The organism is Streptomyces sp. SCUT-3 (assembly GCF_014083985.1).
In the GTDB taxonomy this organism is placed as follows: Bacteria; Actinomycetota; Actinomycetes; order Streptomycetales; family Streptomycetaceae; genus Streptomyces_H; species Streptomyces_H thermolineatus.
In genome coordinates, this window is record NZ_CP046907.1 from 4,288,969 (window position 1) to 4,312,990 (window position 24,022).

General features: G+C 72.5%; 22 protein-coding genes. 14 read left to right on the plus strand and 8 right to left on the minus strand.

Annotated features, from left to right (window positions below; translation table 11 throughout):
• Positions 1–108 precede the first annotated feature (108 nt).
• Positions 109–4,008, plus strand: a complete 3,900-nt coding sequence (locus GQS52_RS18970) for an ATP-binding domain-containing protein (RefSeq protein ID WP_259370854.1) — start codon at positions 109–111, stop codon at positions 4,006–4,008.
• A 161-nt stretch (positions 4,009–4,169) separates the two neighbouring features.
• Positions 4,170–4,766: a hypothetical protein gene (locus tag GQS52_RS18975; protein WP_182314563.1), complete on the plus strand. Its 597-nt coding sequence runs from the start codon at positions 4,170–4,172 to the stop codon at positions 4,764–4,766.
• Positions 4,767–5,197: 431 nt separating this feature from the next.
• On the opposite strand, the gene GQS52_RS18980 is transcribed toward GQS52_RS18975, so the two are convergent.
• Complete coding sequence (locus tag GQS52_RS18980) at positions 5,198–5,560, minus strand: nuclear transport factor 2 family protein (RefSeq protein ID WP_182314564.1); 363 nt, start codon at positions 5,558–5,560, stop codon at positions 5,198–5,200.
• 845 nt (positions 5,561–6,405) lie between these two features.
• Here GQS52_RS18980 and GQS52_RS18985 point away from each other — a divergent pair.
• Positions 6,406–7,107, plus strand: a complete 702-nt coding sequence (locus GQS52_RS18985) for a hypothetical protein (RefSeq protein WP_259370855.1) — start codon at positions 6,406–6,408, stop codon at positions 7,105–7,107.
• Positions 7,108–7,429: 322 nt separating this feature from the next.
• On the opposite strand, the gene GQS52_RS18990 is transcribed toward GQS52_RS18985, so the two are convergent.
• From GQS52_RS18990 to GQS52_RS19015, 6 genes are all read right to left on the minus strand, one after another.
• Positions 7,430–8,275, minus strand: a complete 846-nt coding sequence (locus GQS52_RS18990) for a hypothetical protein (RefSeq protein ID WP_259370856.1) — start codon at positions 8,273–8,275, stop codon at positions 7,430–7,432.
• Positions 8,276–8,576: 301 nt separating this feature from the next.
• Positions 8,577–9,155 carry an SMI1/KNR4 family protein gene (locus GQS52_RS18995; protein WP_182314565.1) on the minus strand — a complete coding sequence of 193 codons (579 nt, stop codon included), beginning with the start codon at positions 9,153–9,155 and terminating at the stop codon, positions 8,577–8,579.
• Between the two features lie 255 nt (positions 9,156–9,410).
• Entirely contained in the window at positions 9,411–10,274 is an 864-nt protein-coding gene (locus tag GQS52_RS19000) for a DUF5707 domain-containing protein (protein WP_182314566.1), read from the minus strand.
• A 335-nt stretch (positions 10,275–10,609) separates the two neighbouring features.
• A complete protein-coding gene (locus GQS52_RS19005) occupies positions 10,610–11,302 on the minus strand; it encodes a response regulator transcription factor (RefSeq protein WP_182314567.1) in 693 nt (230 codons plus the stop codon).
• A 31-nt stretch (positions 11,303–11,333) separates the two neighbouring features.
• Positions 11,334–12,527 carry a sensor histidine kinase gene (locus tag GQS52_RS19010; protein ID WP_259370857.1) on the minus strand — a complete coding sequence of 398 codons (1,194 nt, stop codon included), beginning with the start codon at positions 12,525–12,527 and terminating at the stop codon, positions 11,334–11,336.
• A 157-nt stretch (positions 12,528–12,684) separates the two neighbouring features.
• Positions 12,685–13,542: a DUF4232 domain-containing protein gene (locus tag GQS52_RS19015; RefSeq protein ID WP_182314568.1), complete on the minus strand. Its 858-nt coding sequence runs from the start codon at positions 13,540–13,542 to the stop codon at positions 12,685–12,687.
• Positions 13,543–14,279: 737 nt separating this feature from the next.
• On the opposite strand from GQS52_RS19015, the gene GQS52_RS19020 reads away from it, so the two are divergent.
• The 6 genes from GQS52_RS19020 (at position 14,280) to GQS52_RS19040 (ending at position 18,526) form a co-directional block, all read left to right on the plus strand.
• The gene (locus GQS52_RS19020; RefSeq protein WP_182314569.1) at positions 14,280–15,791 is read left to right on the plus strand and encodes an AMP-binding protein; all 1,512 of its coding nucleotides are present in this window, start codon (positions 14,280–14,282) and stop codon (positions 15,789–15,791) included.
• Positions 15,788–16,042: an acyl carrier protein gene (locus GQS52_RS19025; protein ID WP_182314570.1), complete on the plus strand. Its 255-nt coding sequence runs from the start codon at positions 15,788–15,790 to the stop codon at positions 16,040–16,042. Before GQS52_RS19020 ends, GQS52_RS19025 begins: the two co-directional genes overlap by 4 nt.
• Before the next feature lie 123 nt (positions 16,043–16,165).
• A complete protein-coding gene (locus GQS52_RS19030; protein WP_182314571.1) occupies positions 16,166–16,540 on the plus strand; it encodes an ectoine synthase in 375 nt (124 codons plus the stop codon).
• A 91-nt stretch (positions 16,541–16,631) separates the two neighbouring features.
• Positions 16,632–17,174: an acyl-CoA dehydrogenase family protein gene (locus tag GQS52_RS28450; protein ID WP_346268253.1), complete on the plus strand. Its 543-nt coding sequence runs from the start codon at positions 16,632–16,634 to the stop codon at positions 17,172–17,174.
• Between the two features lie 2 nt (positions 17,175–17,176).
• Positions 17,177–17,770: an acyl-CoA dehydrogenase gene (locus GQS52_RS28455; protein ID WP_346268254.1), complete on the plus strand. Its 594-nt coding sequence runs from the start codon at positions 17,177–17,179 to the stop codon at positions 17,768–17,770.
• 69 nt (positions 17,771–17,839) lie between these two features.
• Positions 17,840–18,526 (plus strand): transglutaminase-like domain-containing protein, encoded by a 687-nt coding sequence (locus GQS52_RS19040; RefSeq protein WP_182314572.1) that lies wholly within the window; start codon positions 17,840–17,842, stop codon positions 18,524–18,526.
• Positions 18,527–18,594: 68 nt separating this feature from the next.
• Here GQS52_RS19040 and GQS52_RS19045 read toward each other — a convergent pair whose 3' ends face one another.
• On the minus strand, positions 18,595–19,077 hold the full coding sequence (locus tag GQS52_RS19045; protein ID WP_275946479.1) for a MarR family transcriptional regulator: 483 nt from the start codon (positions 19,075–19,077) through the stop codon (positions 18,595–18,597).
• Between the two features lie 209 nt (positions 19,078–19,286).
• Between GQS52_RS19045 and GQS52_RS19050 the strand changes: the two genes are divergently transcribed.
• The 5 genes from GQS52_RS19050 to GQS52_RS19070 all read left to right on the plus strand — a co-directional run bounded on the left by GQS52_RS19050 (position 19,287) and on the right by GQS52_RS19070 (position 23,926).
• The gene (locus GQS52_RS19050) at positions 19,287–19,760 is read left to right on the plus strand and encodes a nucleoside deaminase (protein ID WP_182314573.1); all 474 of its coding nucleotides are present in this window, start codon (positions 19,287–19,289) and stop codon (positions 19,758–19,760) included.
• Between the two features lie 146 nt (positions 19,761–19,906).
• Positions 19,907–20,866, plus strand: a complete 960-nt coding sequence (locus GQS52_RS19055) for a pseudouridine-5'-phosphate glycosidase (RefSeq protein WP_182314574.1) — start codon at positions 19,907–19,909, stop codon at positions 20,864–20,866.
• Positions 20,863–21,636 (plus strand): HAD family hydrolase, encoded by a 774-nt coding sequence (locus GQS52_RS19060; protein WP_182314575.1) that lies wholly within the window; start codon positions 20,863–20,865, stop codon positions 21,634–21,636. Before GQS52_RS19055 ends, GQS52_RS19060 begins: the two co-directional genes overlap by 4 nt.
• On the plus strand, positions 21,633–23,066 hold the full coding sequence (locus GQS52_RS19065; protein ID WP_182314576.1) for an MFS transporter: 1,434 nt from the start codon (positions 21,633–21,635) through the stop codon (positions 23,064–23,066). The genes GQS52_RS19060 and GQS52_RS19065 overlap by 4 nt, the downstream gene beginning before the upstream one ends.
• A complete protein-coding gene (locus tag GQS52_RS19070) occupies positions 23,063–23,926 on the plus strand; it encodes a hypothetical protein (protein ID WP_182314577.1) in 864 nt (287 codons plus the stop codon). The genes GQS52_RS19065 and GQS52_RS19070 overlap by 4 nt, the downstream gene beginning before the upstream one ends.
• Positions 23,927–24,022 lie beyond the last annotated feature (96 nt).

A 24,022-nucleotide genomic window follows, 5' to 3' on the forward strand; every position in this document is an offset into this window, starting at 1 on the left:
TACCTTCCGACCGCTTGCCGCAAGCGGTCCTTCGGCAGTTCTTTCACCGGGCACGGTCACCACGCCCGGAGTGGCCTCCTCCGGGACGCCGCGAGGAAGGGGAAGTACGTGGGCAGCACCACGCGCGACGACGTCATCGCCATCGAGCAGAAGGCGGTGGACCGCGCCTACGCCTGCTACGAGGCGCAGTTGGCCGAGCTGACCGGTGGCTCCGTCGCCAAAGCCTCCGCCACCGGGAAGGACGGCATCGCCAACCGGCGCGAGGCCGAGGAGCAGGCGAGGGCGTACGGCGGGCTCGGCGGGGAGGCGCTGGTCGTCAGCCGTGTCGACACCCAGGACGGCCCCGGCGGGGAACGCGAGACCTGGTACGTCGGGCGGCGGCGGGTGAGCGACCCCGGGTCCAGCGAACTCGTGGTCGTGCACTGGGCCAGCCCGGCCGCCAAGACGTGGATCGAGGCGCTGCCCCAGGACCCGGGCGAGGTGCTCCTGCGGCGGCAGTTGAGGTGCGCGCAGCGCATCGTCGAGGACTACTTCGACGACATCGCCGTCTCCGTCCCCGGGCTTGTCCCGGACGCGGCGCCCGTTCCCGTCCCCGTCCCGGCCACCGTTCCCGTTCCCGTCCCGGCCACCGTCCCTGAGCCGCGTCCGGCCGCCGACGACGCGGGGACGGACGCGCAGGAGCCCGGCCAGGAGGCGCCGGACCAGGCGGACTCGGTGGACCCGGCGGACCCCGCCACCGTGCCGCCGCAGCGCCGGAGGCTGCGTCCGCCCGCCCCCACCCCCGGCGACGTCGTCCGCATGCAGCGCCGCAAGCCGGCCCAGCCCGACGATTTCCTCCTGCGCGAGCTCCGGCGCTCCCGCAGCGGGCGCATGCGGGACATCGTCGAGACGATCCGCCGCGACCAGATGGCCCTGGTCACCGGCTCGCCCTCCGACATCCTCGTCGTGCAGGGCGGGCCGGGCACCGGCAAGTCCGCGGTCGGCCTGCACCGCGTGACGTGGCTGGTCAACAACGAGCACTTCAAGGCCCGGGACATCCTCGTCGTCGGCCCCCACCAGCGGTTCCTCGACTATGTCGGGCAGGTCCTGCCCACCCTCGGCACGCGCGACGTCAACGCCGTGCAGCTGGACCGCCTGTGGGAGGGCGAGATCCGCGGCACCGACGGCCCGGAGGCGCGGCGGGTGAAGTCCGACGAGCGCATGGCGGCCGTGCTGCACCGGCGCGTCGAGAACGAGTGTCGGCCCGAGGCGGTCGACGGCCTGCTCACCGAGGCCTCCTACGAGGGCGACGAGCCCTCGTTCACCGTCACCGCCGGCCGCACGACCCTGCGCGTGCCGCGGACCGAACTCCTCGCCCTCCTCGACGAGGCCCGCCGGGGCGACGGCGCCTACCGGGAACGCCGCACCCGCTTCCGCAGCATGCTCGTCGACCGCCTCCTGCGCGAACTCGCCGCCGTCTTCCCCCGCCGCGGTGCCGACGGCACCATCCGCCGCGACCTGGAGCGCAACCGCCGGGTCGAGCGGCTCGTGGAGCGCCTCTGGCCGTCACTGGGCGCCCGGGAGGCACTGCGCAGCCTCTACGACTCGCCCGACCTCCTGCGCGCCTGCGCCGACGGCATCCTCGACGAGGACGAGCAGGCAGCCCTGCACCGCCCCCGCGGCGCCACGGCCGCCGACGACCCCTGGACCCTCGACGACCGCGTCTGCCTCGAAGAGCTCCGGTACCTCGTCGACGGGGAGGTCCCGCCGCGCTACGGCCACATCGTCGTCGACGAGGCGCAGGACCTGACGCCCATGCAGGCCCGCTCCCTGCGCCGCCGCTGCGCGGCGAGCGGCTCCATGACGGTCCTCGGCGACCTCGCCCAGGCCACCGGCCCCCACACCCACACCGCCTGGGACCGCCTCGGCGCGATCCTCTCCGACCACGGCGACTGGAGCGTCGCCCAGCTGAACACCAGCTACCGCGTGCCCGCCGAGATCATGGACTTCGTCGCGCCCCTGGCCCGCGCGGTCGCCCCCTCGCTGCCCTACCCGCAGGCCGTGCGCGCGGCCGGCCCCGACGCCGTCCGGACAGTGGCGACCGAGCCGTGGAAGCTCCTCGACGACACCGCCGCCCAGGTCGCCCGCCTCGTCGGGAGCAGCGACGGGAACACCCTGCGCTCGGTGGCCGTCGTCGTCCCCGACGACTCCGGCTGGATCGACGAGATCGGCCGCCGGCTGGAGCAGGACGCGGACGTCACGGACCAGGAGCGCGAGGCGGTGTCCGTGCTGCCCGCGGCCGAGGCCAAGGGAATGGAGTTCGACCACGTCCTCGTCGTCGAACCCGCCACCGTCGCCGACCGCGGCCCCGCCGGCCTGCGGCAGCTCTACATCGCCCTCACCCGCAGCACCCAGTCCCTGACCGTCCTCCACACCTCCCCGCTCCCCGCCGCCCTCACCGGCCACGGAGACGGCCCCGACGGCGGCGCGGAGCAGCCCGCGGCGGAGTCTGCGGCGGAGTCTGCGGCGGAGTCTGCGGTGGGCTCCGGGCAGCCGCAGGACGGCGGCGCGCAGCCGGCCGCGGACGCCGGGCCGGGCGCTGCCCCCGGGCCGGGCACGGCACCGGCCGGAGAGGATTCGGCTGCGACGCGGGCCGGGACGGCCCCGACCTCGGACGCGGCCCCGACCTCGGACGCGGCCCCGACCTCGGACGCGGCCCTGACCCCGGACGCGGCCCTGACCCCGGACGCGGCCGTGTCCGGCATCCCGGAGATCGGCACCGACGTCCGGGTCCGGGTGGTCGGCCACACGACCGGCGGCCACTACAAGGTCGAGGCCCTGTCGCCGGCCACGGACCGCCCGCTGCTGCTGGCCGTGCGCCACGGCTCCGCGCCCCCCGCCGCCGGGGAGGAACTGGACGCGTGGGTGCTCCGCCACGACTCCAGCGTCAGCTTCGTCACGACCGACCGGCGCGGACGCAGCCCCGTCTCGCCCCGCATGGCGGCCCGCTACGTCGACGCGCTCACCGTTCTCGACGCCCTGGCCGGAGGGGAGAACCCCGAGGACGCCCGCGCCCGCCTGTCCGAGCTCAAGGGCATGGCCAACCGCTGCCTGCGCCTGGACCAGCCCGACTGGCTGGACGTCTGGCACCTCCTCGGATCTCCCGACAGGGCCCGGCTGAACCGGCTGCGGGACCTCACGGTGACCACCGCCCGCGCCCTGGCCTCCGGCACGCCCGACCCCGACCGCATCGCCGCCGACCTGCGGGCCGGCGGCTGGGCCGACGCCCTGGCCGCCGCCCGCCACGCCCTCGAACAGCGCCTGGCCGCCGCAACCGCCCCGGACACCAAGGCTGACGGGGCCACCGGGACCACCGGGGCCGACGGTGTCGGCGAGGCCGCCGAGAGCAGCCCTGCGGACGCAGCGCCCGAAACCGCCCCGGACGCCACCGACAAGGCACTCCCCGCCGCCGCACCGCAGCAGCCCGAGACGAAGGACACCGACCCCGTGCCCACCACCGCAGCCGCCGTCGACGCCCCGGCCCCGCAGACGGAACCGAAGCAGACGGAACCGAAGCAGACAGAACCGAAGCAGACGGAACCGAACGCGTCGTTCCTCCGGATGCTTGAGGCATCGGCCGCCGACGACCGGACGCACAAGACCCACGAGACGGTGCGCCACCGGCTGATCTCGGACCTGTGGGACGCCGACCGCCAACCGACCAGCACGCCCGTCGTCGACATCTCCTGCACCACGGAGGACAGCCGGTTCCTCTACGAGGTCCTCGACGCAGGCCACTCCTCCTACGCCGACCTCCGCGCGGGCGCGGTCCGTCTCCTGGAGATCAACCACACTCTGCCTGCGCCCGCCGACCGTCTCCACCTGGTCCTCTCCGAGCCGCCGGCCGAGGACTGGGCGGCCGAGACCGTCCGTGCGGTCTTCGGCGTCCACGTCCTGTGGCGCACCCCCGAGGGCTGGGCCGGCCAGGACGTGGACACCGCCCTCGGCTCCCGCCCCGGTGGGCACTGAGCAGGCTCGAACCCTTTACGGTCGGCGACGCCCGCCGGGTCGACTCCGGCCCGGTGGGCGGGCGGTCAGGCATCACTCGGTCGAGTTCGGCAGTGCCTGCGGTTCGACTGCGCACCTCCGGTGCGCACGTCCGATCACGGTGCGCTGGATATTCTTCCGAGATGAAGATCATCGGGGGAAGTCTCGTCGTGGGAGCCGGGTTCGGGGCGGCCACTTCGCTCATCAATGCGGTCTCGTCCCCGTACTCGCTCGGTGCCCCGCTCACCGACACCGTCTGGATGAGCGCGGCCAAGGTGCTCAGTCTGCTCATGGATGCCGGCTGGGCATGGGCCGCCCTCGCGGTGGTGGTGGGGCGGTCGGCCGGGACGCGGGCCCGGGGCGCAGTGGCCGGTGTACTGGCGTTGGTCGCGGCCACCGCGGCGTACTACGCGACGGACTCCTTCGCCCGGGACGAGCCGTTCGCCTGGTACGGGGGAGAGATGCTCATGTGGTGGGCGGCGAGCGTACTGTTCGGGTCGGCCCTCGGGGCGGTCGGGGCAGCCGTCGGGCGCCCGGGCGTGATCGGCCTGCTCGCCGGATTGACGGTACCGGTGGGCGCCGCCGTTCAGATGATCATTCTCCCGCCCGGGTCGCGCATCACCTCTATCTCGGAATCCGATCTGGCCGTGGCCATCGTCTGGACGGCCGCCGTGGCCGGTGCGATCTGGGCCGTTCACCGCTTCTGGACGGCGAAGAGCGAGACCGTGACCGGTCGTTGAGGTCAAATCCGTGATGTCGCTCGATCGTTGATGCTCAGGCCGGGACGGGCGAGGCAGCCGTCGATCGCATCGGGCCGGTACTGGATCTGCTTCAGCCTCCGTTTGACGGCCCGGGCCGCCCGGGCGACCCGGGCCGGGGCGGCGGGCTGCGAGGTTGCCGAACTCTCGTTCCGCAAGTGACCGGATGCCTTCTCTCAGGGTTGAGGCCGGGCGCGCAGGTCGGCAGCTGGAACACGGTCGGCCGGTAGCCCTGATGACCTGGGCCGCCGTCGCCTTGACGACCAGGCGCATCACCCGTCGGCCCTACCCCCGGAGCGGACAACTGGACCCCGCGAAGCCCGCCGGGACCGACGCTCACGACGACGCCGGTCAGCCCCACCGTCCTCATTCGCCGAAGGCCGTCTCCAGGCTCGCTTTTGCAGGGAGATTCCCTATGCCACAGGAGTCTGCTGATACAGAGCGAGACGCCAAGCGCCCTCCCGGCGCGTGTACGTGCTGGACATGACAGCGATGAAGGCAGAATCCTCCGACTCCCGGTAAGCGCGACCGGTGTACACAAAAATCACCTGCCCCTCTCCCAAAGGAATCAGACGCTCGTCGGAGATTTCATAGCCCCGCCACGGAGGCGCCTGATTCAAGGAATCGATGACGTCCTGGCGGCTGAACACCTGCCCCCGGGCCAGCAGCATCAGGCCGTCACTCGTCATGATCCGGCCGTAGAAGTCCGCCCCTGTGCTGTTGCAGAGGGATCTCCATCCCTGATGTTCAAGGTCCCTGATCTCGTCGAGCAGCATGTCCGGCTTCCCTGACCGATCCGTATATGACAATTACCGGTAGCGTATCCGCGCCCCAGCCACGGGGTCAGGTCAAGACACCTGATCGTGAATCTGCGGTATGTCCGGAGTGGAAACGCACGGCATCGATCCCCAAGGGTGAAGCGTCGCCAGGAATTCGACAGCAGGTTCCCAGGACGGAGGGGCCGTCTCGGGCACCCTGGTGATCGTCGGTCCCGTGCCTGTGCTGCTACCGCGTCAGCCTCCGTTCGACGCGGACGATCCGCGCGATCCCGGAACCTGCAACCGCCCCGTCCCGGGCCCGCACCCGATGCGGTCCGAAGACCGCCGCGACCAGGCAGGCCACCGCCCCGCAGGCCGAGGCCGTCACCGGGCCCGGTCAGGCTGTGCTCGGCGAGGGACTTCAGCTCGTCGGGGGCGGGGTGGCGGCAGCCGGAAGCGTCCTGGAGCTGCCAGGTGCCGTCCCACTCGGCCCGCCGGACCTCACCGTGGCGGGTGCCGGTACCGGTCATGGTCGGTCAGCACAGTGATCGCCCCGGGACAGGGGGGTGCCGAGAGGCCGTCGGCCACGGGCGGAGTGCGGCTACGGCCCGCCTCGTGCCGGTGGAGTCCTCGCTGGTCGACGCACCCGCCCTCCTCCTTGTCGCACCTCGCAGGGGAGAGGGGAGGGGCGGCGTATGAGGGCTCCGTCCGAGGGGAATCACAGCTTGGTGAAAACAACGGGGTACGGGCGGGATTGGTACCACAGGCGGTTGCCCGTCCGGTTACGGGGCCTGGTTGTCCTCGCGGCCGGATGGGGACTCCTTCTCTGCGGTCAGCAGGTCGCCGAAGGGTACGGGGCGACCATGGAGTACCGCGACGCGCCGGTCTGCGAGGCCGGGAGCCCGAGGGGGAACGGGAGCGACGGCGAGGCGTGCGTGCGGCGCGAGGCGGGCACGGTGCTCGACCGCCGGACGGGCGAACGCTGTACCACCAACAGCACGAGTGGCGGCATCACGAGCGGCGGTGGCATGGCCGGCGGCGGGATCACGAGCGGCGGCATGGCCGCGGGCGGCGGCATCACGGGCGGCGGCACGGTGACCGGCGGGGTGACGGCAGGGGGCGGCGGGGGCGGCAGCACGTGCACGACGTACTACAAGGTCGAGGTCGTGTGGCCCGACCGCACCGCCTGGTTGGAAGTGCACTCGGAGATGTACGACGAGGTCAGGGCGGGAGACCGCGCCGAAGTGCGGCTGTGGCGCGGTGAGGTCGTGGAGCTCGGGGTGCGCGGCCGCACCCACCCCTACGCACTCTCCTCGCAGGGGGAGGTTCTGGGGTGGCTCGCGCTGGGCTGCCTGATCCTGGCGGCGGGCGCGTGGGGAGTGGTGAGCGGGCGGCTCTCGGGCCTCCTCGCCTTCCCCAACTTCGGCTGGCTGTTCGTGGCCGTCGGGGTCGGATGGCTCGGTGCCACGGCGCTGTTCGGCGGACACCCCGTGGTCTGGGGCTTCGCGATCGTGTGGACGGGGTTCGCGGTCTCCTGGACCGTGGGCGCCTGGCGGGATTGGTGACGGCCCCGCCCGGGCCGCCGGTCGGCGCGCCGGCTCTCGGACATCGCCCGACGAGCGAGCGACGGCGTCGGCGGGCAGGGTGAGAGCGACGTCTGCCAGGTCGGGGTGGGCGACGGTGACGGTGACGGTGACGGTGCGCAGAGTCCGCAGGAGGGACCGCGTACACCGAAGCCGCCCTGGGACCTGAGCGTCCTGCGTGCAGTTCGCCGCCGTGCAGTGAGTACTCCGAGCACCGACGGCGGCCGCGGGGCGGCGCGGGGCGCGGTACTGCTGCCGCCCGCGCCGCCCCGGGCCCCGGGCCCCGGATCACGGGGCCCCAGGGTCACGGGTTGGTGGTCACCTGGAAACCCGAGCCGTAGACGTCGGCGGGGTCGGCGGCGTCCCTGGCGCGCAGGTCGGCGAGGATGTTCGCCGAGCTCGTGTAGATGTAGGGGGGAACCCCCAGGATGATCGCCCTGGTGATGCCCGCCCAGGGGCCCTCGGCCTGGAAGCCGTTGGCCTCGGAGGGGTATGCGCTGCCCGGCACGTGCCAGATCGTCGGCCCGCCCGAGTCGCCGGCCTTGTGCTGGGCGTGCGACTGGTAGATGCCGTTGCTGTTGTTGGTGATCCGCCCGTACCAGACGCCCAGTTGGCCCGACACCACGAGCTCGTTGTTGTTGAACAGGGCGGCGCCGAGGAGGCGTTCCTCGTCGAGGGCGGGGGAGAGGGCGTTCGGGCTGGCCTGCCCGCCGGGGACCTTCAGCACGCCGGTCTGCTTCAGGTGCGGCCCCTGCGAGGAGGGCGTCACCTCCGGGACCAGCTCGATGATCATGTAGTCCTTGGTCGGGTGGCCGGTCATCGAGCCCTCGGCGTCCTTGAAGTACCGCACGTGCCCGATCGGGCCGAACCCGATGTCGTGGCGGTCGTAGACGGGGGCGATGTCCTCGTGGATCTCACGGTCCGCGTAACGGGGGTCGTTGATGCAGTGGCCCGCCGAGACGGCTATGTCCCGCCCGTACTTGTCCGTGCCCACCGCGCCGATCGTGCAGAAGGCGTCGGGTGCCGAGGGGCTGAAGACGATCTGCATGGCGTTGTGGACGCGTTTGCCCGGCTCGGCCTGTGCGGTACCCGCGCTCAGGGTCGCGACGACCGCCAGGGTCATCAGTAAGGTGCACAACCGCTTGATCACTTGCGATTCCTCTCCGTCAAGGAAGAAGTGCATGTGGTGAAGAACAAAGCGGCTCATGATGGCAGCGCCGGTCCGTCGCGCGGACCCGTAATCAGGCCCGAGTGAGGGACCTCACGGACCGCCAGGGCCCCGGGCCGTCCTCGCCCGGGACCGTGCGGGCCTTGCGGGGTTCGCCGCCCCGCCGCGGCGGTGTGTGGCGGAGGCAGTCCGTCGCCGACCCCCGTACGGCGTCGGACTGCCTCCGGGACCGTGGCTCACCTCTGACCACGGTCGTCTCGTGCCGGGCGCTGCTGCGCGCCCGTCAGCCCCGGGCCCCGGTCGGCCGGGCGGCTGCCAGCCGCTCGGCGGCCGGAGGCCAGGGCTGTGGCTCCTCCGGATCGCCCCTCTCGTAGGAGTCCTCCTCGAACCAACCGGTTCCCGAGAGCCACTTCTCCAGCCACTCGGCCAGGCTCCCGGAGTCGAGGAACCAGGCGTCCTTCCAGTTGTCGTCGCTGTCCACCGGGTTCGGTTCGAAGAGCAGGACGGGACCCGCATCGTCCGTGCAGTCCACCGCGGCGTACATGCCGCAGCCCCAGTCCAGGACCGGCAGCACACCGGCCGGCCAGTGCGGGCGGGTGCTGTCCGCACAGCCCGCGAGTTCGAGGTGGTACAGCCCGACGGCGGTGCGACCCTCGCCCGCCAGCGGGAAGAGCCGGTAGTCGGGACCGAAGCCGCCGTTGCCGACCTCCCGGTACAGCCGGGCGAGCAGCGGAGGCAGCGTCAGGCCGAGGGCGGCCTCCGCGGCCGCAAGCTCCTCGGCGCCCACAGGGGGCGGCAGTTCACCCGAATCGGTCCGGGCGCGCGTCACCACCCGGCCGACGAGGTCGTCGAAATCCGTCACGGCCAGGACTCTGCCAGACCACACTGACAACGCACCGCGCCCGGCCGATGACGGACCGGACGCTCAAGGGCGCCGGGCGGCCGCGTCGACCCTCGCAGGGCGTACGGAGCACCTGGACGCACGCGTACGAGCCTTGGCCGGCCCCGGACAGGGCGACGGCCCGTCACCGGTTTCGCGCGGTGACGGGCCGTCGTCGGGTGCTGCGTGCCAGGGGGTGCGACCGGCTGCCGCACCCCCGTTGCGGCGGGGTGGTGACTACTGGACGTCCACGTAGTCGCCGGTCGCCTTGACCGCCGGGGTGGTGGAGGTGCCGGCGAAGTTCCAGCGCCAGTAGCCGTCGACGGAGGCGGTGACGGTGGTCTTCAGGGCGCCGTAGCTGCCGGAGGTGACCGTCTTGACGGTCGAGTAGGTGTCGGTGCCCTTCTTGCGGAACTGCAGCTTCACCGACTGGTTGGTGTAGCCGTGGTACTTGTGCGTCTCCCAGTTGGCGCGGGTCAGGTTGCCCGTGACGGTGATCGTCTTGCCCTTGACGACCGGCTCCGGCGAGGCGTTGACCGTCAGCTTGGAGTACCGCTGGACGCGGTGCTTGGCGTGGAAGTCGTTCCAGTAGACCTCGCCGTCGTTGGAGATCACGCCGGCGGTGACGTTCCAGCTGCCGGCCAGGGAGTTCGCGTACAGGTCGACCTGCGGGTCGACCGTGATGGTCATCTTGCAGGTCGAGGTGGTGGCGGAGGAGGCCGTGCAGGTGGCCGCTTCCTCGTTCATCATCAGCAGGCCGTCGATGTCGGTCTCGACGTTCGTGCCGTGCCACAGGTCGACGTACGCGTCGTAGATGCCGGACGCGTGGGAGGCGGTCACCGAGACGTTGATCGTCTTCGCGTTCGTGGTGCCAAGGACGATGTCCTTGCCGCTGTTCACGGTGACCTTGCTGATCGTGGGCAGCGCGGTCGCGGCACGCGCCGACTGGCGCGCGGACGGGGCCTCGGCCCCGGAGAAACGCTCGGTGGCGGTCGGCTTGTCCAGGGAGGGAGCCCCCTGGTCGGCCTGCGCGGCAGGGACGGCGAGGGCCGCCAGGGCCAGGACGCCGGTCGCGACGGCCACGGTGGAGCGAATACGCATCTGTTCCCCAAGGATGAGGCGGGATCCGCGGCTGTTGTCCCCCGGCGGATCCCGAAGTGGTCTGTCGAGTCTGTGCGACTCGACAGGCCAGACACGCGGCGGGAGCGAAAGGTTGTACGGACGTGGAAACTTCATGGCTGTGAGGTGAAGTCGCCCTCACGAACGGGCGGTTCGTGCCGTTCGTGCCGACGGCCGGCCTCAACTGCCGCAGGCTGTAGGTGACGTGCCGCCCGGCCCCGGCGCGGGCCGGGCGCCGCCGCGAGACACTCCGGCAACCTGTTGCCCCTCCGGCGCCCGGCGCGAGGAGGGTTCGTCCGAAGGCGTCGTGACGGTTCTCATCCGCCGAGGGAGTCCGGCCGCTCAGGCCGGCCGCCGACCTTCACGATGCCCGACTCGTAGGCGAACACCACCGCCTGGGCGCGGCTGCGGAGATTCAGCTTGGTCATCGCCCGGTGCAGGTGCGTCTTGACGGTGGACTCGCTGACGCACATGCGCTCGGCGATCTCCTCGTTGGCGAGGCCCTCGGCGACGAACCCGAGCACTTCCACCTCGCGGCTCGTGAGCATGCCCGTCGAGTCGGTCCGGGTTCGGGACTGCTGGTGGTGGGCGGTGTGTCTTTCGACCAGTTGCCGGACACGGGCGGGGGCCACCAGCAGGTCGGCGCTGAGGGTCGCGGTGACGGCGCTGAGCAGTTGGGCCGGCGGCATGTCCTTCAGCAGGAAACCGCTGCAGCCGGCGCGCAGGGCCGCGTAGACGAACTCGTCGTCGTCGAAGGTGGTGAGGACGACGATGCGCGGAGTCGGGTCGAGGCCGAGGGCGAGGATGCGCTCGGTGGCGGCGAGGCCGCTGAGCCGGGGCATCTTGATGTCCATCAGGACGAGTTCGGGGCGGTGCTCGCGTGCCGCGGCGACGGCCTCCTCCCCGTCCGAGGCCTCCGCCACCGGGCCCAGCCCCTCCACCGTGCGCAGGAGTGTGACGATGCCGGAGCGGATGAGGTGCTGGTCGTCCACCACCAGGATGCGGGCCACAGCGCTCCTCGGAAGATGCTCGCGTCACGGATCAGCCGCCGGCCCGGTCCTGTTCCAGGGGAAGACGGAGCTGTACCCGGAAGCCGCCCCCCGGGCACGCTTCGGCAGTCAGCGAGCCGTGCCAAATCTTGGCCCGTTCCCGCATCCCGATCAAGCCGTGCCCGGGCCCCTCGGAGGGTGCGGCCGAGAGCGCACCGCCCCGGTCGAGAACGGTGACCCGCAGTTCGTCGTCCAGGTATCGGACGGCCACTTCGGCGGCGGACGCCCCGGAGTGCTTCACGACATTGGTCAGGGCCTCTTGGACGACGCGGTAGGCGCACAGTTCGATCCCCGGGTGCAGGGGCCTGCGCTCCCCCGAGAAGCGGACCTCGACGCGCACGCCGGCCGCCTCCAGCCGCTCGGCGAGCGCGGGTATGCGGTCGACACCGGCCAGCAGGTCGACGGGGACCGGAGCGGCGGGGTCCTCCGGGCCGGCCGCGCCGCCGAGATCGTGGGTGCGCAGTACGACCAGTAGCCGGCGAAGCTCGTCCAGCGCCTCCCGTCCGGCTGTGGCGGCGGCGTCGAGCGCCTTGTGGGCGCCGGGAGGATCGGAGAGGAACAAGTACTCGGCGAGTCCCGTCTGCAGGGTGATGATCGTCATGTGCTGCGAGATCGTGTCGTGGAGCTCGCGCGCGATGCGGAAACGCTCGTCGAGGACGGCCCGACGTGCCTCCTGGCGCTGCTGCCGGTCGAGCAGGGCGGTGAGCCGCCGCAACTCCGCGTTGCGTTCGGCGAGACGGCGCTGGGTGAGCCCGAAGGCGAGGGCGACGGCCGGCACGATCAGGGCCTGAACGGCCACGACGGGCCAGGGCAGCCGACCGCACGCCCCGCTGAGCGCGATGACCGTCGCCAGCAGTGCGGCACCGCACACGATGCGGGCACGCCGTTCACGGGCCGAGACGGAGAAGAACGCGATCGCCGGCACCCAGAAGTTGAGGGAGGGCTGGTACCCGAGCACCAGGTACCCGGCGAAGCCCGCCGCCGTGATCACGAGCACGCCGAACGGCCGGTTCTCCCGCAGGGCGAGCGACAGGGCGATCACCACGGTGAGCAGATGGGCCCACAGGTCGAACGGCCGCCAGGGCTCAGGGTGGTAGAAAGCCCCGGCCAGGGAGCCGGCGACGGCGAAACCCACGGCCAGGGCGACGTTGGCCGGGCGCGGGCGGAAGGCCTGCATCGCGGGCATCCGGACATGGTAGGCGACGGTTCCCAACTGCTCCCCCGCTGTGAGTCGCACTCGGCAGCCTGCCCTGCCGGTGACGTCCCGGCAGGGCAGGCTGCGGCCGGTGTGGGCGGCGGCCGGCGGGCGGCGGTGCACCGCATGCCCCTGCCGCCCGGGTCCGTCAGGAGGACATGATGAAGTCCAGGGCGAAGCCGGAAGCGGTCGTCCAGTGGGTGAGGCGGGCACCGTCGTCGAACGCCACCGTGCGGGGCAGGTCGACGCTGATCGGCTCGCGCCCGTCGCTGCTGTCGCTGCCGTGCTCGCGGCCGTGGAGGAAGAGGGTGAAGAAGTCCGTCTCGTACTGGTCCATGGGGATGCCGCCGGCGAGCATGGCGCTGTACGCCTCGTCGCCCGGAGCGAGCGTGACGGGCTCCTCCATGGCGCTGTCCTCGTACACGTCGACGGGGTACCGGGCATCGGTGTGGTCGCCGAGGTACACGTAGGGGTAGTGGTGGACGCTGCACTCCCTCTCGCCGACGTTGGTCGCGGTGATGAGGATGTGCCTGGGGTCCTCGCCCTTCTTGTCCTGGAGCGTGGTGCTGAACGAGAGGTCCTTCGAGGCGCAGAGGGCGGCGGCGCCGCCACCGCCGCCACCGCCGCCACCGCCGGTGCTGCCGCTGCCGACGCCACTGCCGCCGGTGCTGCCGCTCCCGACACCGCTCCCGACGCCGCTGCTGCCACCGGCGCTTCCGCCCCCGCCGCCGGTGCTGCCGCTGCCGACACCGCTGCTGCCGCCGGTGCTGCCCGAATCCGTCTTGTCGGGCCTGCCCGATCCCGTCCGGTCCGGCTGCGTCGCTCCCTCCGCTCCCGCCGCGCTCGACCGGTCCGACGAACCGGAAGTGTTCGCGCTGTTGGCCGTGTTCGGCTGGCACGCCGTGGAGGCGAGCACCGTGGCGACCGCCACGGCCGCGAGGGCGCAGGACTTCCAGCCCCCGGGGCTCCTGGAGGTCGTGCGGTCGTTGCGGGCAGGAGTGTTCATTGCGTTCCCCCGTAATCGGTCGTACATGGCCGCTCTCGGTTCCCGGCGGCAGGCCGAGTCCCGTCCTCGTGCCGTGACTCTCCTCGCCGGGGTGGTGCGCCGGCACGTCGTCCCGGCGATGCCGAGGCTAGGAGAGCGGAGGTGTCAACGGCGTCCCGCAGAGAGCCGATGGTTCCGTCAACTTCGTTCGGCGATTCGCTGTTCGAGGTAAACCTCGCGCTGACGGCCGGGGTCGTCCTGCGGTTGACCCGTCAGCCGCAGGACGCCCCCGGGGACTGCACGCGGTGAACCTCGGCCCGGAGGAGGCCGCCACGCACCTCGCGGTGGGGATGGCCGCGCAGGAGCTGGGGCGCGGGAAGGTCGCGGAGCAGGCGCACGCCCGACGGGGACTGATCCCCCGCATGCCGCCGCGGACCGAGGGCGTGCGGCCTGTGGTGGCACTGGCGGTCCCGGACTCCGGATCCCGAACCCCGCCCGGTGCCGGCCGGAGTCGGCGGGCGGGGGAGCTGCCGGGGCGCTGAGGGGGCACTGCCGGGGTGCTGCGGGGCCTCATGGACGCGCGTTGACTCCCCCTGGACGCGTGCTTGGAGCCCGCTTGAGCCGCGTTGACCGGGGCGAGCGACCCCTGTGAGTCTCTGCGGCGTCACACCCCGGCACTCCGATGGTCCGGCACATCGGGCCGGCCCCTGCCGGAGCCCCGTTTGCCCCCCACCCCCACGGACGGGAGCGAGTCCCCCATGCCCTCCCAGAGCTTTCTCGGGTCGTTCGCCGAGTCGGCGGAGGAGCACCCCGACAGGTGCGCCCTCGCCCTGGACGACCGTCAGGTCACCTACCGGGAACTGCAGGACGCCGCCTCCTGGTTCCGTACCGGGACGGCACTGCCCGGTCTGCCCGCGGGGCGGCCGGTGTGCGTTCCCGCGGTCAAGACCCCGGAGACCCTCGCGCTGCTCCTCGCCGCGCTGGCGGACCGCCGGCAGATCCTGCTGCCCTCGCCCGAACTGGGAGAGGAGGTGCTGCTGCGCCTGTGCCGGCAGGCGTCCTGCTCCGCCGTCCTCCTCGCCGGGCGTGACGCGGACGGCCGCCCCTCGCTGACCGTCCGAGCTGTGGAGGCGGTGCCGGAGGAGGCCGAGGGGTTCCGGCTGCCCGGCCCGGACGAGGCGCAGCTGATGCTGACGACCTCCGGGTCGACGGGCACCCCGAAGATCGTCCCGATCCTCGCCGAGGCGGCCGACCGCTTCATGGAGTGGGGTGCCGGGCAGTTCGGGCTGCGGCCGGGGAAGAGGGTACTGAGCTACGCGCCGCTGAACTTCGACCTCTCCCTGCTCGACGTGTGGGCGGCGCTGCGGGCGGGGGCCGAGGTGGTCCTGGTGGACCAGGAGCGGGCCACCGACGCCGCGTACCTGGCAGGTCTCCTGGAGAGGTACCCGGTCCACCTGGTGCAGGCGGTGCCGCTGTTCTACCGGCTCCTGCTGGACGGCGGACCCTCCGGCGCGCGCCGGTTCCCCGACGTCGGGCACGTGGTCTTCACCGGCGACGCGATGCCGTACGACCTGCTGCGCCGGCTCCCCGACGCGTTCCCCGGGGCGTGTCTGCACAACGTCTTCGGCTGCACCGAGACCAACGACAGCTTCCGCCACGAGGTGGACCCGGCCGCGGTCGCGCCGGGGGAGGTGCTTCCCGTCGGCCGGCCCCTGCCCGGGGTGGAGGCGGTGGTCACCGGCTCCGACGGCGCGGTCCTGGAAGGGCCGTGCACCGGGGAGCTGCTGGTGTCCACGCCGTTCCAGACCTCCGGCTACCTGGAGACCCGCCGCAACGCGGACGTCTTCGTCCGGCTGCCGGGCGACGCCTCGGGGCGCGTGTACTACCGCACCGGCGACATCGTGACGCGCCGGGCCGACGGCCTGTACCTGCTGGAGGGCCGCAGCGACTTCCACGTCAAGGTCCGCGGGGTGCGCGTCAACCTGCAGGAGATCGAGCAGGTTCTCCGCGACCACCCGGAGGTGGGCGACGCCGCCGTGGTGGCCCTTCCCGACGAGGTGGCCGGTGTCCGGCTGCACGCCCAGGTGCAGCGCCTTCCCGGCAGCGGCCTGCGCTCCCTGGCCCTGCGCACCCACTGCTCCCGTCACCTGCCCCGGCCCGCGGTCCCCGCCTCCCTCGTGGTCGCGGACGATCCGCTGCCGCGCATGCCGACGGGCAAGCCCGACCGAAACCTCATCAGGAAGAACCGGATGGAGAAGGAGCCCGCATGAGCGGCGACATCAAGGACTTCATCATCACGCAGTTCCTGCCCGACATCGACCCGGCCGAACTGTCCGACGACTACGACCTGGTGGAGAACGGAGTGGTCGACAGCCTCGGGCTCCTGCGCGTGGTCGCCTGGGTGTCCGAGACCCACGGGCTGTCGCTGGACGACATCCCGATCGCCCCGGACAACTTCCGCAGCGTCGAGGCCATACGGCGCTTCGTGGCCGAGGCCCGGGTCTCCGCCGGCCTCCACTGAGCCGCTCCCGCACCATCGGGTCCTTCCGGACCGCAGTTCCTCTCCCTCGCCGTACGCGGCGACCGCACATCACGCTGTCGCCGTCACACAGAAGGCCACAGCCGACAAGAAAAGGGGAAAGTCGTGATCATTCGCAGCCTCGAGGACGTCAAGGACATCGAGTGGGGCAACGGCCTCAGCCGGCGTCTGCTGACCGAGGAGGACGGCATGGGTTACACCCTCACCGACACGGTCGTCTACAAGGGGACCTCCTCCGCGCTCCAGTACGAGCGGCACCTGGAGGCCTGCTACTGCATCGAGGGCAGCGGCGCGGTCCGCACCGTCGACGGCGAGGTCATCCCGATCAAGCAGGGCACCATGTACGCCCTCGACAAGCACGACGCCCACCACCTGATCGCCTCCGACCACGAGGACTTCCGCCTGGTGTGCGTCTTCTCCCCGGCGTTGCGCGGCGACGAGGTCCACACCCTCAGCGAGGACGGCTACTCGCGTTACTGACACAGGGCCTCACATCCCATCGCCGTGTCCGGCCGGGGCGCGCCCGCGCGGACCCCTGCCGGACACGGCCACGAGGAGAGCGGGACACACCGTGATCAACTGGACGACCGAGCAGCTGGCTCACCGTGAGCGGCTGCGCCCGTACGCCGAGGAACTCGGCGCCGACCACGCCGAGTGGGACCACCGCGAGGAGTTCCCTCGGGAGAAGTGGGAGGTCCTGAGGAAGACCGACCTGCTGCGCCTGCCCTTCGAGCGGGAGTGGGGAGGGCTGGGCGAGGACCTGACGACCACCATGTGCGTCCTGGAGGAGCTGGGGCGCAGCTGCCGCGACGCGGGCCTGAACTTCTCCGCCTCCACGCAGATCGTCAGCGTCGGCGTGCCGCTGCAGAGGTTCGGCTCGCGGGAGCTCAAGGAGCGCTACCTGCCGGGCATCGTGGACGGTTCCCTGATCTGCGCGCACGCGATCACCGAGCCGGACCACGGGTCGGACGTGCTGAACATCACCACCACCGCCGTCCGCGACGGCGACCACTACGTCATCGACGGCGGCAAGAAGTTCATCACCAACGCACCCGTGGCCGACGTCTTCCTGCTGTACGTGCGCACCGGCGGGGCGGGCAACCCCTGGGACTGAGCGTGTTCCTGGTCGAGCGCGACACCCCCGGACTGACGGTAGGGCCGGCCCTGGGGAAGATGGGGCTGCGCACCTCGCCGCTGAGCGAGCTGACCTTCGAGGGGATGCGGGTGCCCGCCGCACACCTGGTCGGCCCTGCGGGAGCCGGGCTGATGGTCCTCGACCACGTGATGAAGCGCGAGATCCTCTTCTCCTTCAGCATCACGCTGGGGGAGATGGAGCACCGCCTGGCCCGCTGCGTCGAGTACGCCCGCACGCGGCGGCAGTTCGGTCGGAGCATCGGGGAGTTCCAGTCCGTCTCCCACCGGATCGCCGACATGCGGATCGCGGTGGACACCTCCCGCAAGTGGCTGCACGACACGGCGGAGAAGGTTCTCGCCGGCAAGGACACCACCTTGGACGTCGCCGCCACCAAGACGGTCGTCAGCGAGGCGAACTCGGCCACCGCCCTGGCGGCCCTGCAGATCTTCGGCGGCAACGGCTACCTCACCGGGACCGGCGTGGAGCAGGACGTGCGCAACGCGCTGGCGGGGACCGTCTACTCGGGCACGTCCGAGATCCAGCGCAACCGCATCGCCGCCGTGCTCGGCCTCTAGCCGCCCCGCACCGTGCCGCCTCCCCCACCCGTCCTGCCACCGAAGCGGTTCACCCACCGGAGGACACCCATGCCCGCGACCACCGGCTCACCGACGGACCACGAGCACCTGCTGCGGTCCACCGAGTTCCTCGACCACGACTCCCCCGAGGTGCGCGCCTTCGTCGACCGCGTGGTCACCGACCACGACGCGCCCGCCCGGGAGAAGGCGGTGCGGCTCTACTACGCCGTCCGCGACGACGTCTTCTACGAGGTGTACGGGGCGGACCTCTCGCGCGCGGGACTGCGGGCGAGCTCCGTGGCCCGCGGGGGGAAGGGCTTCTGCCTGCACAAGTCCGTCCTGTACGCGGCCGCGGTGCGGGCGGTCGGCGTCCCCAGCCGCCTGGTCTTCGGCGACGTGCGCAACCACCTGGCCTCGGACCGGCTCAAGGAGCACATCGGGGGTGACGTCTTCTTCCACGCCCTGACCAGCGTCCGTCTGGAGGGGCGGTGGGTGAGGGCGACGCCGGTGTTCAACAAGACGCTGTGCCGGCTGTACGGCATGAGTCCGCTGGAGTTCGACGGCACCGCGGACAGCCTCTACCACCCCTTCGACGACCGGGGGCAGCAGCACATGGAGTTCCTGGCGATGCACGGAGAGTTCGACGATCTGCCCCACGACTTCGTCATGGAGCGGATGCGCTCGCAGCACCCGAACTTCCTGAAGGGGACCGGCACCGTGGGCGGCGGTTCCCTGGCCGACGAGGCCGGCCGGTGACCGCGGCCGTGCGGCCTGCGTGGCCGGTACGCCCCGTGCGCCCCGCGCGTCCCGTGCGTCCCGTGCCGTCAGGAGAAGGCCCTGCGCAGCGCCGCCACGGCGGTCCCCAGCTCCGGCGAGGACCGCGCGGCCTCGTCCAGGGCGGCGGCGAGGGTCTGCTCGTAGGTGGAGCGCGCCCGGGAGTGGAGGGCGCGGCCCGCGTCGGTGAGAACGGTGTAGACGCCGCGCTTGTCGTTCATGCACACGTCCCGGTAGGTCCAGCCGGCCTCGTTCATCCGGGCGACCAGGCGGGTGACGGAGCTCTGGTTCAACGCGATCCGGTCGGCCAGCTCCTGCATGCGCAGTTCGCTGTCGTCCGCCGCGGACAGGTGGCCGAGGGCGCGGTACTCCGACAGCCCCATGCCGTGGTGCCGTTGCAGAGCGGTGGTGAGCCGGTGTTCCACACGACTGTGCAGGGCGGCCACCTGGCGCCACATCAGGTCGTCGACGGCGGCTTCGGCGGTGTCGGGAGCGGTGGTGTCGGGAACGGCGCTGTCGGGACGGGACTGCACGGAAACCTCCTCGGAGCGAGCTCTTCCGGTCATCCGGACCCCCATGCTTGACACGAGAGTACATGCACATACATTCTTCTGGGAAATAACTTGCAAGCGCATTCAAATAGCACGTGCACCCCCACGAGGAGGCACCATGGTACGGAACCGTCCGCTCGTCGCCTCCCGTCCGGAAACCCTCCCCGAGCCCGCCCCGGAGGCGTGAGGCGATGCCTGCGACGTACGCGGACCTGTACGAGTACGCCCGCCTGACGGTCGACCTGTCGGTCCGGCACGTCGCGGAGGGCGGGGTCCCGTTCGCGGCCCTGGTCGTGCGCGGGGATCGGGTCCTGGGCACCGGCGTCGACCGGGTGCAGGAGGACCGCGACCCCACCGCGCACGCCGGGATGGTCGCCCTGCGCCGCGCTGCCGCCGAGCACGGCCCCGCCGCCCTGGCCGGATCGCTGCTCGTGGCCTCCGGCGAACCCTGCCCGCTGTGCTACGCGGCCGCGATCTGGTGCCACGTCGACCAGGTCGTCTTCGCCGCCGACCGGCACACCGCCGCCAGTGCGGGCTTCGACTACACGGACTCGTACGCACTCCTCACCGCCGACCCGGCGGACTGGCCCATGAGGGCGACGCACCTGCCCGTGCCGGGAAGCCGGCGCCCCTTCGACGACTGGCGGGCGCGCACCCTCTCCTGACCGGCCCCCTCCGGGTCCGCCCGCACCCGCACGGAAACACCTCGCACGGAAACACCCCGCACCGCCCCGCGGAGCGGCCGGGCACCCGCCCCGGCCGCCCGACGAGAACGTCCACCGAACGTACGTCCCCGTCACAAGGAGGCACCATGTCCCTGGCCGCCGGCGCCGGCACCGACCTGCTGGACATCGCGGAGGAGGTGGCCGAGGCCGTCCACGAGGGCAGGCCCGTGGTCGCCCTGGAGTCGTCCAACATTCCCCAGGGGCCCGCCTATCCGGCCAACCTGGAGATGGCCGTGGCCATCGACAAGGCCGTCCGGGACGCCGGAGCCGTGCCCGCCCGGATCGGCCTCCTGGACGGCCGGATCCTCGTGGGCATGACCGACGACCACCTGGAGCGGTTCGCCACCACCCCCGACGCACCCAAGGTCAGTACCCGCGACATGGGCGTCGTCCTGGCTGCCGGAGGGCCGGGCGGCACCACCGTCTCGGCCTCGCTCATGGGGGCCGAGCTGGCCGGCCTGAGCGTCTTCGCGGTGGCCGGCATCGGCGGCGTGCACCGCGACGCCCCGCAGTCCTTCGACATCTCCGCGGACCTGGCCCAGTTCACCCGCAGCCGCCTCGCCGTGGTCTGCGCCGGGGCCAAGTCGATGCTCCACCCCGCGCTCACCCTGGAATGGCTGGAGACCGCGGGCGTCCCGGTCATCGGCTACCGGTGCGACGACTTCCCGGCCTACCTCAGCGTCTCCAGCGGGGTGCGCAACCCGCACCGCCTCGACGACCTCGGGGAAATCGCCGCGGCCGCCGTCACGCACTGGGCCGCCGGCGGGTCCGGCTCGGTCCTGGTCACCCACCCCATCGCGGAGGCCGACGGCATCCCCTCCTCCGACATCGAGCAGGCACTGGCCGACGCCACCCTCCTGGCGGAGCGGGACGGGGTGAGCGGTCCGGCGATCACCCCCTACCTGCTCAAGGCGATCGCCGCGGCGACCGAGGGGCGCACCACCGCCGCCAACCGTGCGGTGCTGCTGTCCACGGCCTCCCTGGCCGGCCGGTTCGCCGTGGAGATGACCGCGGCGCTCGGCTCCACCGGGGGGCGTGCCCGATGAGCCCCGCGGTCCTGTTCGACATGGACGGCACCCTGGTGGACACCCCGGGCGCCATCGTGACCACCCTGTGCACGGTCCTCGAGGAACTCGGCACCCCCCGGCCCGATGCCCTGGAGGTGCGGGCGACCGTCGGGCGCCCCCTGGTCCCGTCCTTCGCCTCCCTGCTGCGACTCGACGAGGGCGATCCGACGGTCTCACGAGCCGCCGAGCGCTTCCGGACCCTCTTCCGCGACACCGTGGTGCCCGACGCCCCCCGGCTCGTCCTGCCCGGCGTGGTGACGCTCCTGCAGGAACTGCGAAGCGACGGCCACCCGCTCGCGGTCGTCACCAGCAAGGTCCGCGCGGGGGCCGAGGAAATGCTCGAGTCGGCAGGGCTGGCGTCCTGTTTCGACGCCGTGGTGTGCCACGGCATGGCCGAACGGGGCAAGCCGCACCCCGACCTCGCCCTGCTGGCGGCGGACCTGTTGCGCCGCCCCGCCGCCGAGTGCGTCGTGGTCGGTGACGCAGTGGATGACATGCGCATGGCTCGGTCCGCCGGCATGACCGCGATCGGGGTCTCCTACGGAGTCGCCGACACCCGGGCCCTGTTCGAGGCCGGGGCCCACCGGGTGGAGCACTCCGCCCCGGCGGTCGGACGGGCCCTGTCCGAACTCACCCTGTCCGGATCCACCCTGTCCGGGCCCGCACCCGACCGGGCACCCGCCTCCCGGGACGGCGAGGAGCCCCCGTACCCCGCAACCCCCAGCACCGAAGTGGTGATCAGCACATGACCGTATCCGACCGGACGGCCCAGGCGGCCCCGAAGCCGTCGTCGCGGGCCGCCGCCGGACTGGCGACCCTGTCCGCCGCCCAGTTCCTCATCGCCCTGGACTTCTCCGTCATCTTCGTCGCGCTGCCCAGCATGGGCGCCGACCTGGCCCTCTCCGAGAGCGCCGTGCAGTGGGTCGTCAGCGCCTACGCGGTGTTCTTCGCCGGATTCCTCGTGCTCGGCGGGCGGGCCGCGGACCGCATCGGTGCACGCACCCTGTTCGTCGCGGCCCTGCTGCTGTTCGGGGTGGCCTCCTTGGCCGGGGGCATCGCCCAGGGAGCGGCCGTGCTGCTGGTCGCCCGCGCGGCCCAGGGCGTGGCGGCCGCCACCCTGCAGCCCTCGATCCTGGCCCTGGTGAACACCACTTTCGAGCCCGGTCCGGCCCGTACCCGGGCCCTGGCCGTCTGGGGGACCGTGGGCGCCAGCGGCCTGGCCGCCGGCGTGGTGCTCGGCGGCCTGCTCACGACGGTGTCCTGGCGCTGGACCTTCCTGGTCAACCTCCCCTTCGCCCTGGTGTGCGTGCTGGCAGCCCCCAAGGTCCTGCCGGCCCCCGTGCGCCTCGCGCGCTCAGCGGCCCCGCTCAACGTCGTCAGCGCGGTGCTGTGCACGGCGACGGTGCTCGTCTCCACCCTCGGCCTGACCCGGGCCTCGGAGGCGGGCTGGGGCGACCGGACGGCCCTGGCGTGCTTCGCCGCGACCGCCGTGCTGCTCGCCGCCTTCCTCCTGCGCGAGCGTTCCAGCGCGCAGCCGCTGGTCGCCCCGGTACTGCGCCGCACCCGCACCCTACTGGCCGGATGCGGTGCCGCCGCCCTGTACATGGCCAGCGTCGCCGGAGTGGAGTTCTACCTGGTCACGCTGGCGCTGCAGGACCAGCGCGGCTTCACGCCCCTGCAGGCGGGAATCGCGTTCCTCCCGCTGGCGGTGTGCATCACCCTCGGCAACACCGTCGCCGGGCGCCTGCTCACCCCCTGGGGCGTCAGGCGCACCCTCTCCGCCGCCTTCCTCCTCGGCGCCGCGGGGCTGGTCCTGCTGGCGCTGTCCGTCGGCCTGGAGGGGTACGCCGCCGCGATGCTCCCCGGCCTTCTGGTCAGCGGCATCGGCCACGGAATGATCTACACCAGCATGTTCGTGGGAGGCACCCGGGACGTTCCCGACTCCCACCAGGGCACTGCGGGCGCACTGATGACCACCAGTCAGTACGCGGGCGGAGCGCTGGGGGTGGCCGTCCTGGTGCTGGTGCTCGGAACCGCCCCGGACACGGGGAGCTTCGCGGCCGGTTTCACCATGGCCGGTGGGATCGCCCTGGTCGGTGCGGTGCTGGCCTGGACAAGTTTCGCCGGCGGGGCGCGACAGAGCGCGACGGCCGGCACGACCGCGGAGGTGAAGGCATGACCGGGACGTCCCCCGCCACCGCCCGGCTGGGCGCGCTGGTGATCCACAACGATCCCGTTCCGGAGATCGAACTGGGCCTGGGCCGGGTGCCGGGAGTGTCCGTGCACGCCGCGCGGTTCGAGTGCCCCCGCCCCGTCGACGGCGAGTACACCGGCAGCGCCGCCCGCGCGCTCGCCGAGGCGCCCGACGTCGTCCGCGGCCTGGACCAGCTGGGCAGGCTCGGCGCGGACTGCATCGCTCTGTGCTTCGGGTCCAGCAGCTTCTTCGGGGGCCAGGACTTCGACCGGGAGTTCACCGAGGTCGCCGAGGGGTTCTCCCACGGCGTGCCGGTGTTCACCGCGGCCACGGCCATGACGGCCGCCATGCGCGCCGGTGGCGTGCGCAGGCCGCTGGCGGTGATGCCGCCGTGGTTCACCGAGCCCACGTTCCGTGCGACGGAGGAGTACCTGGCCGGGGCGGGGATGCGGCCGTGCGGGCTGCTGCAGTTCGACCTCGGACCCCGGTGGGAGGGGGTGGCCCGGTACAACGCCTTCGACCTCGGCGCCCGCTGGGAGGTGCACCCGCAGGAGGTCTGCGACCAGGTGCTGCGGGGCCTGCCCGGGGACGCCGACGGCATCCTGCTGCCCGGCAGCGGCTTCCGCTCCTGGGAGGCGATCGTCTCCCTGGAGCGGGAGACCGGGCTCCCGGTGGTCACCTCCAACCAGGCGGTCCTGTGGTACGGGCTGGCCCTGGCCGGCGGCCCCGCCGGCCCGCCCGGGGGCGGTCGGCTGATGGACCGCCCCGGGCCGCCGCCCGCCGGCCGTTCGGCGTCCGAGGGGGCGGACGCGGAAGGGGAGGGTGCCGCCGTCCCCGCGCGCTGAGCCGGGGTCTTCCGGCGCTCCCCTCCACCGTGTCGCGGGCCCGTCCGCAGGGCCGGGCCCGCGACACGGAGAGAATCCGAAGGTTTACTCGACGTG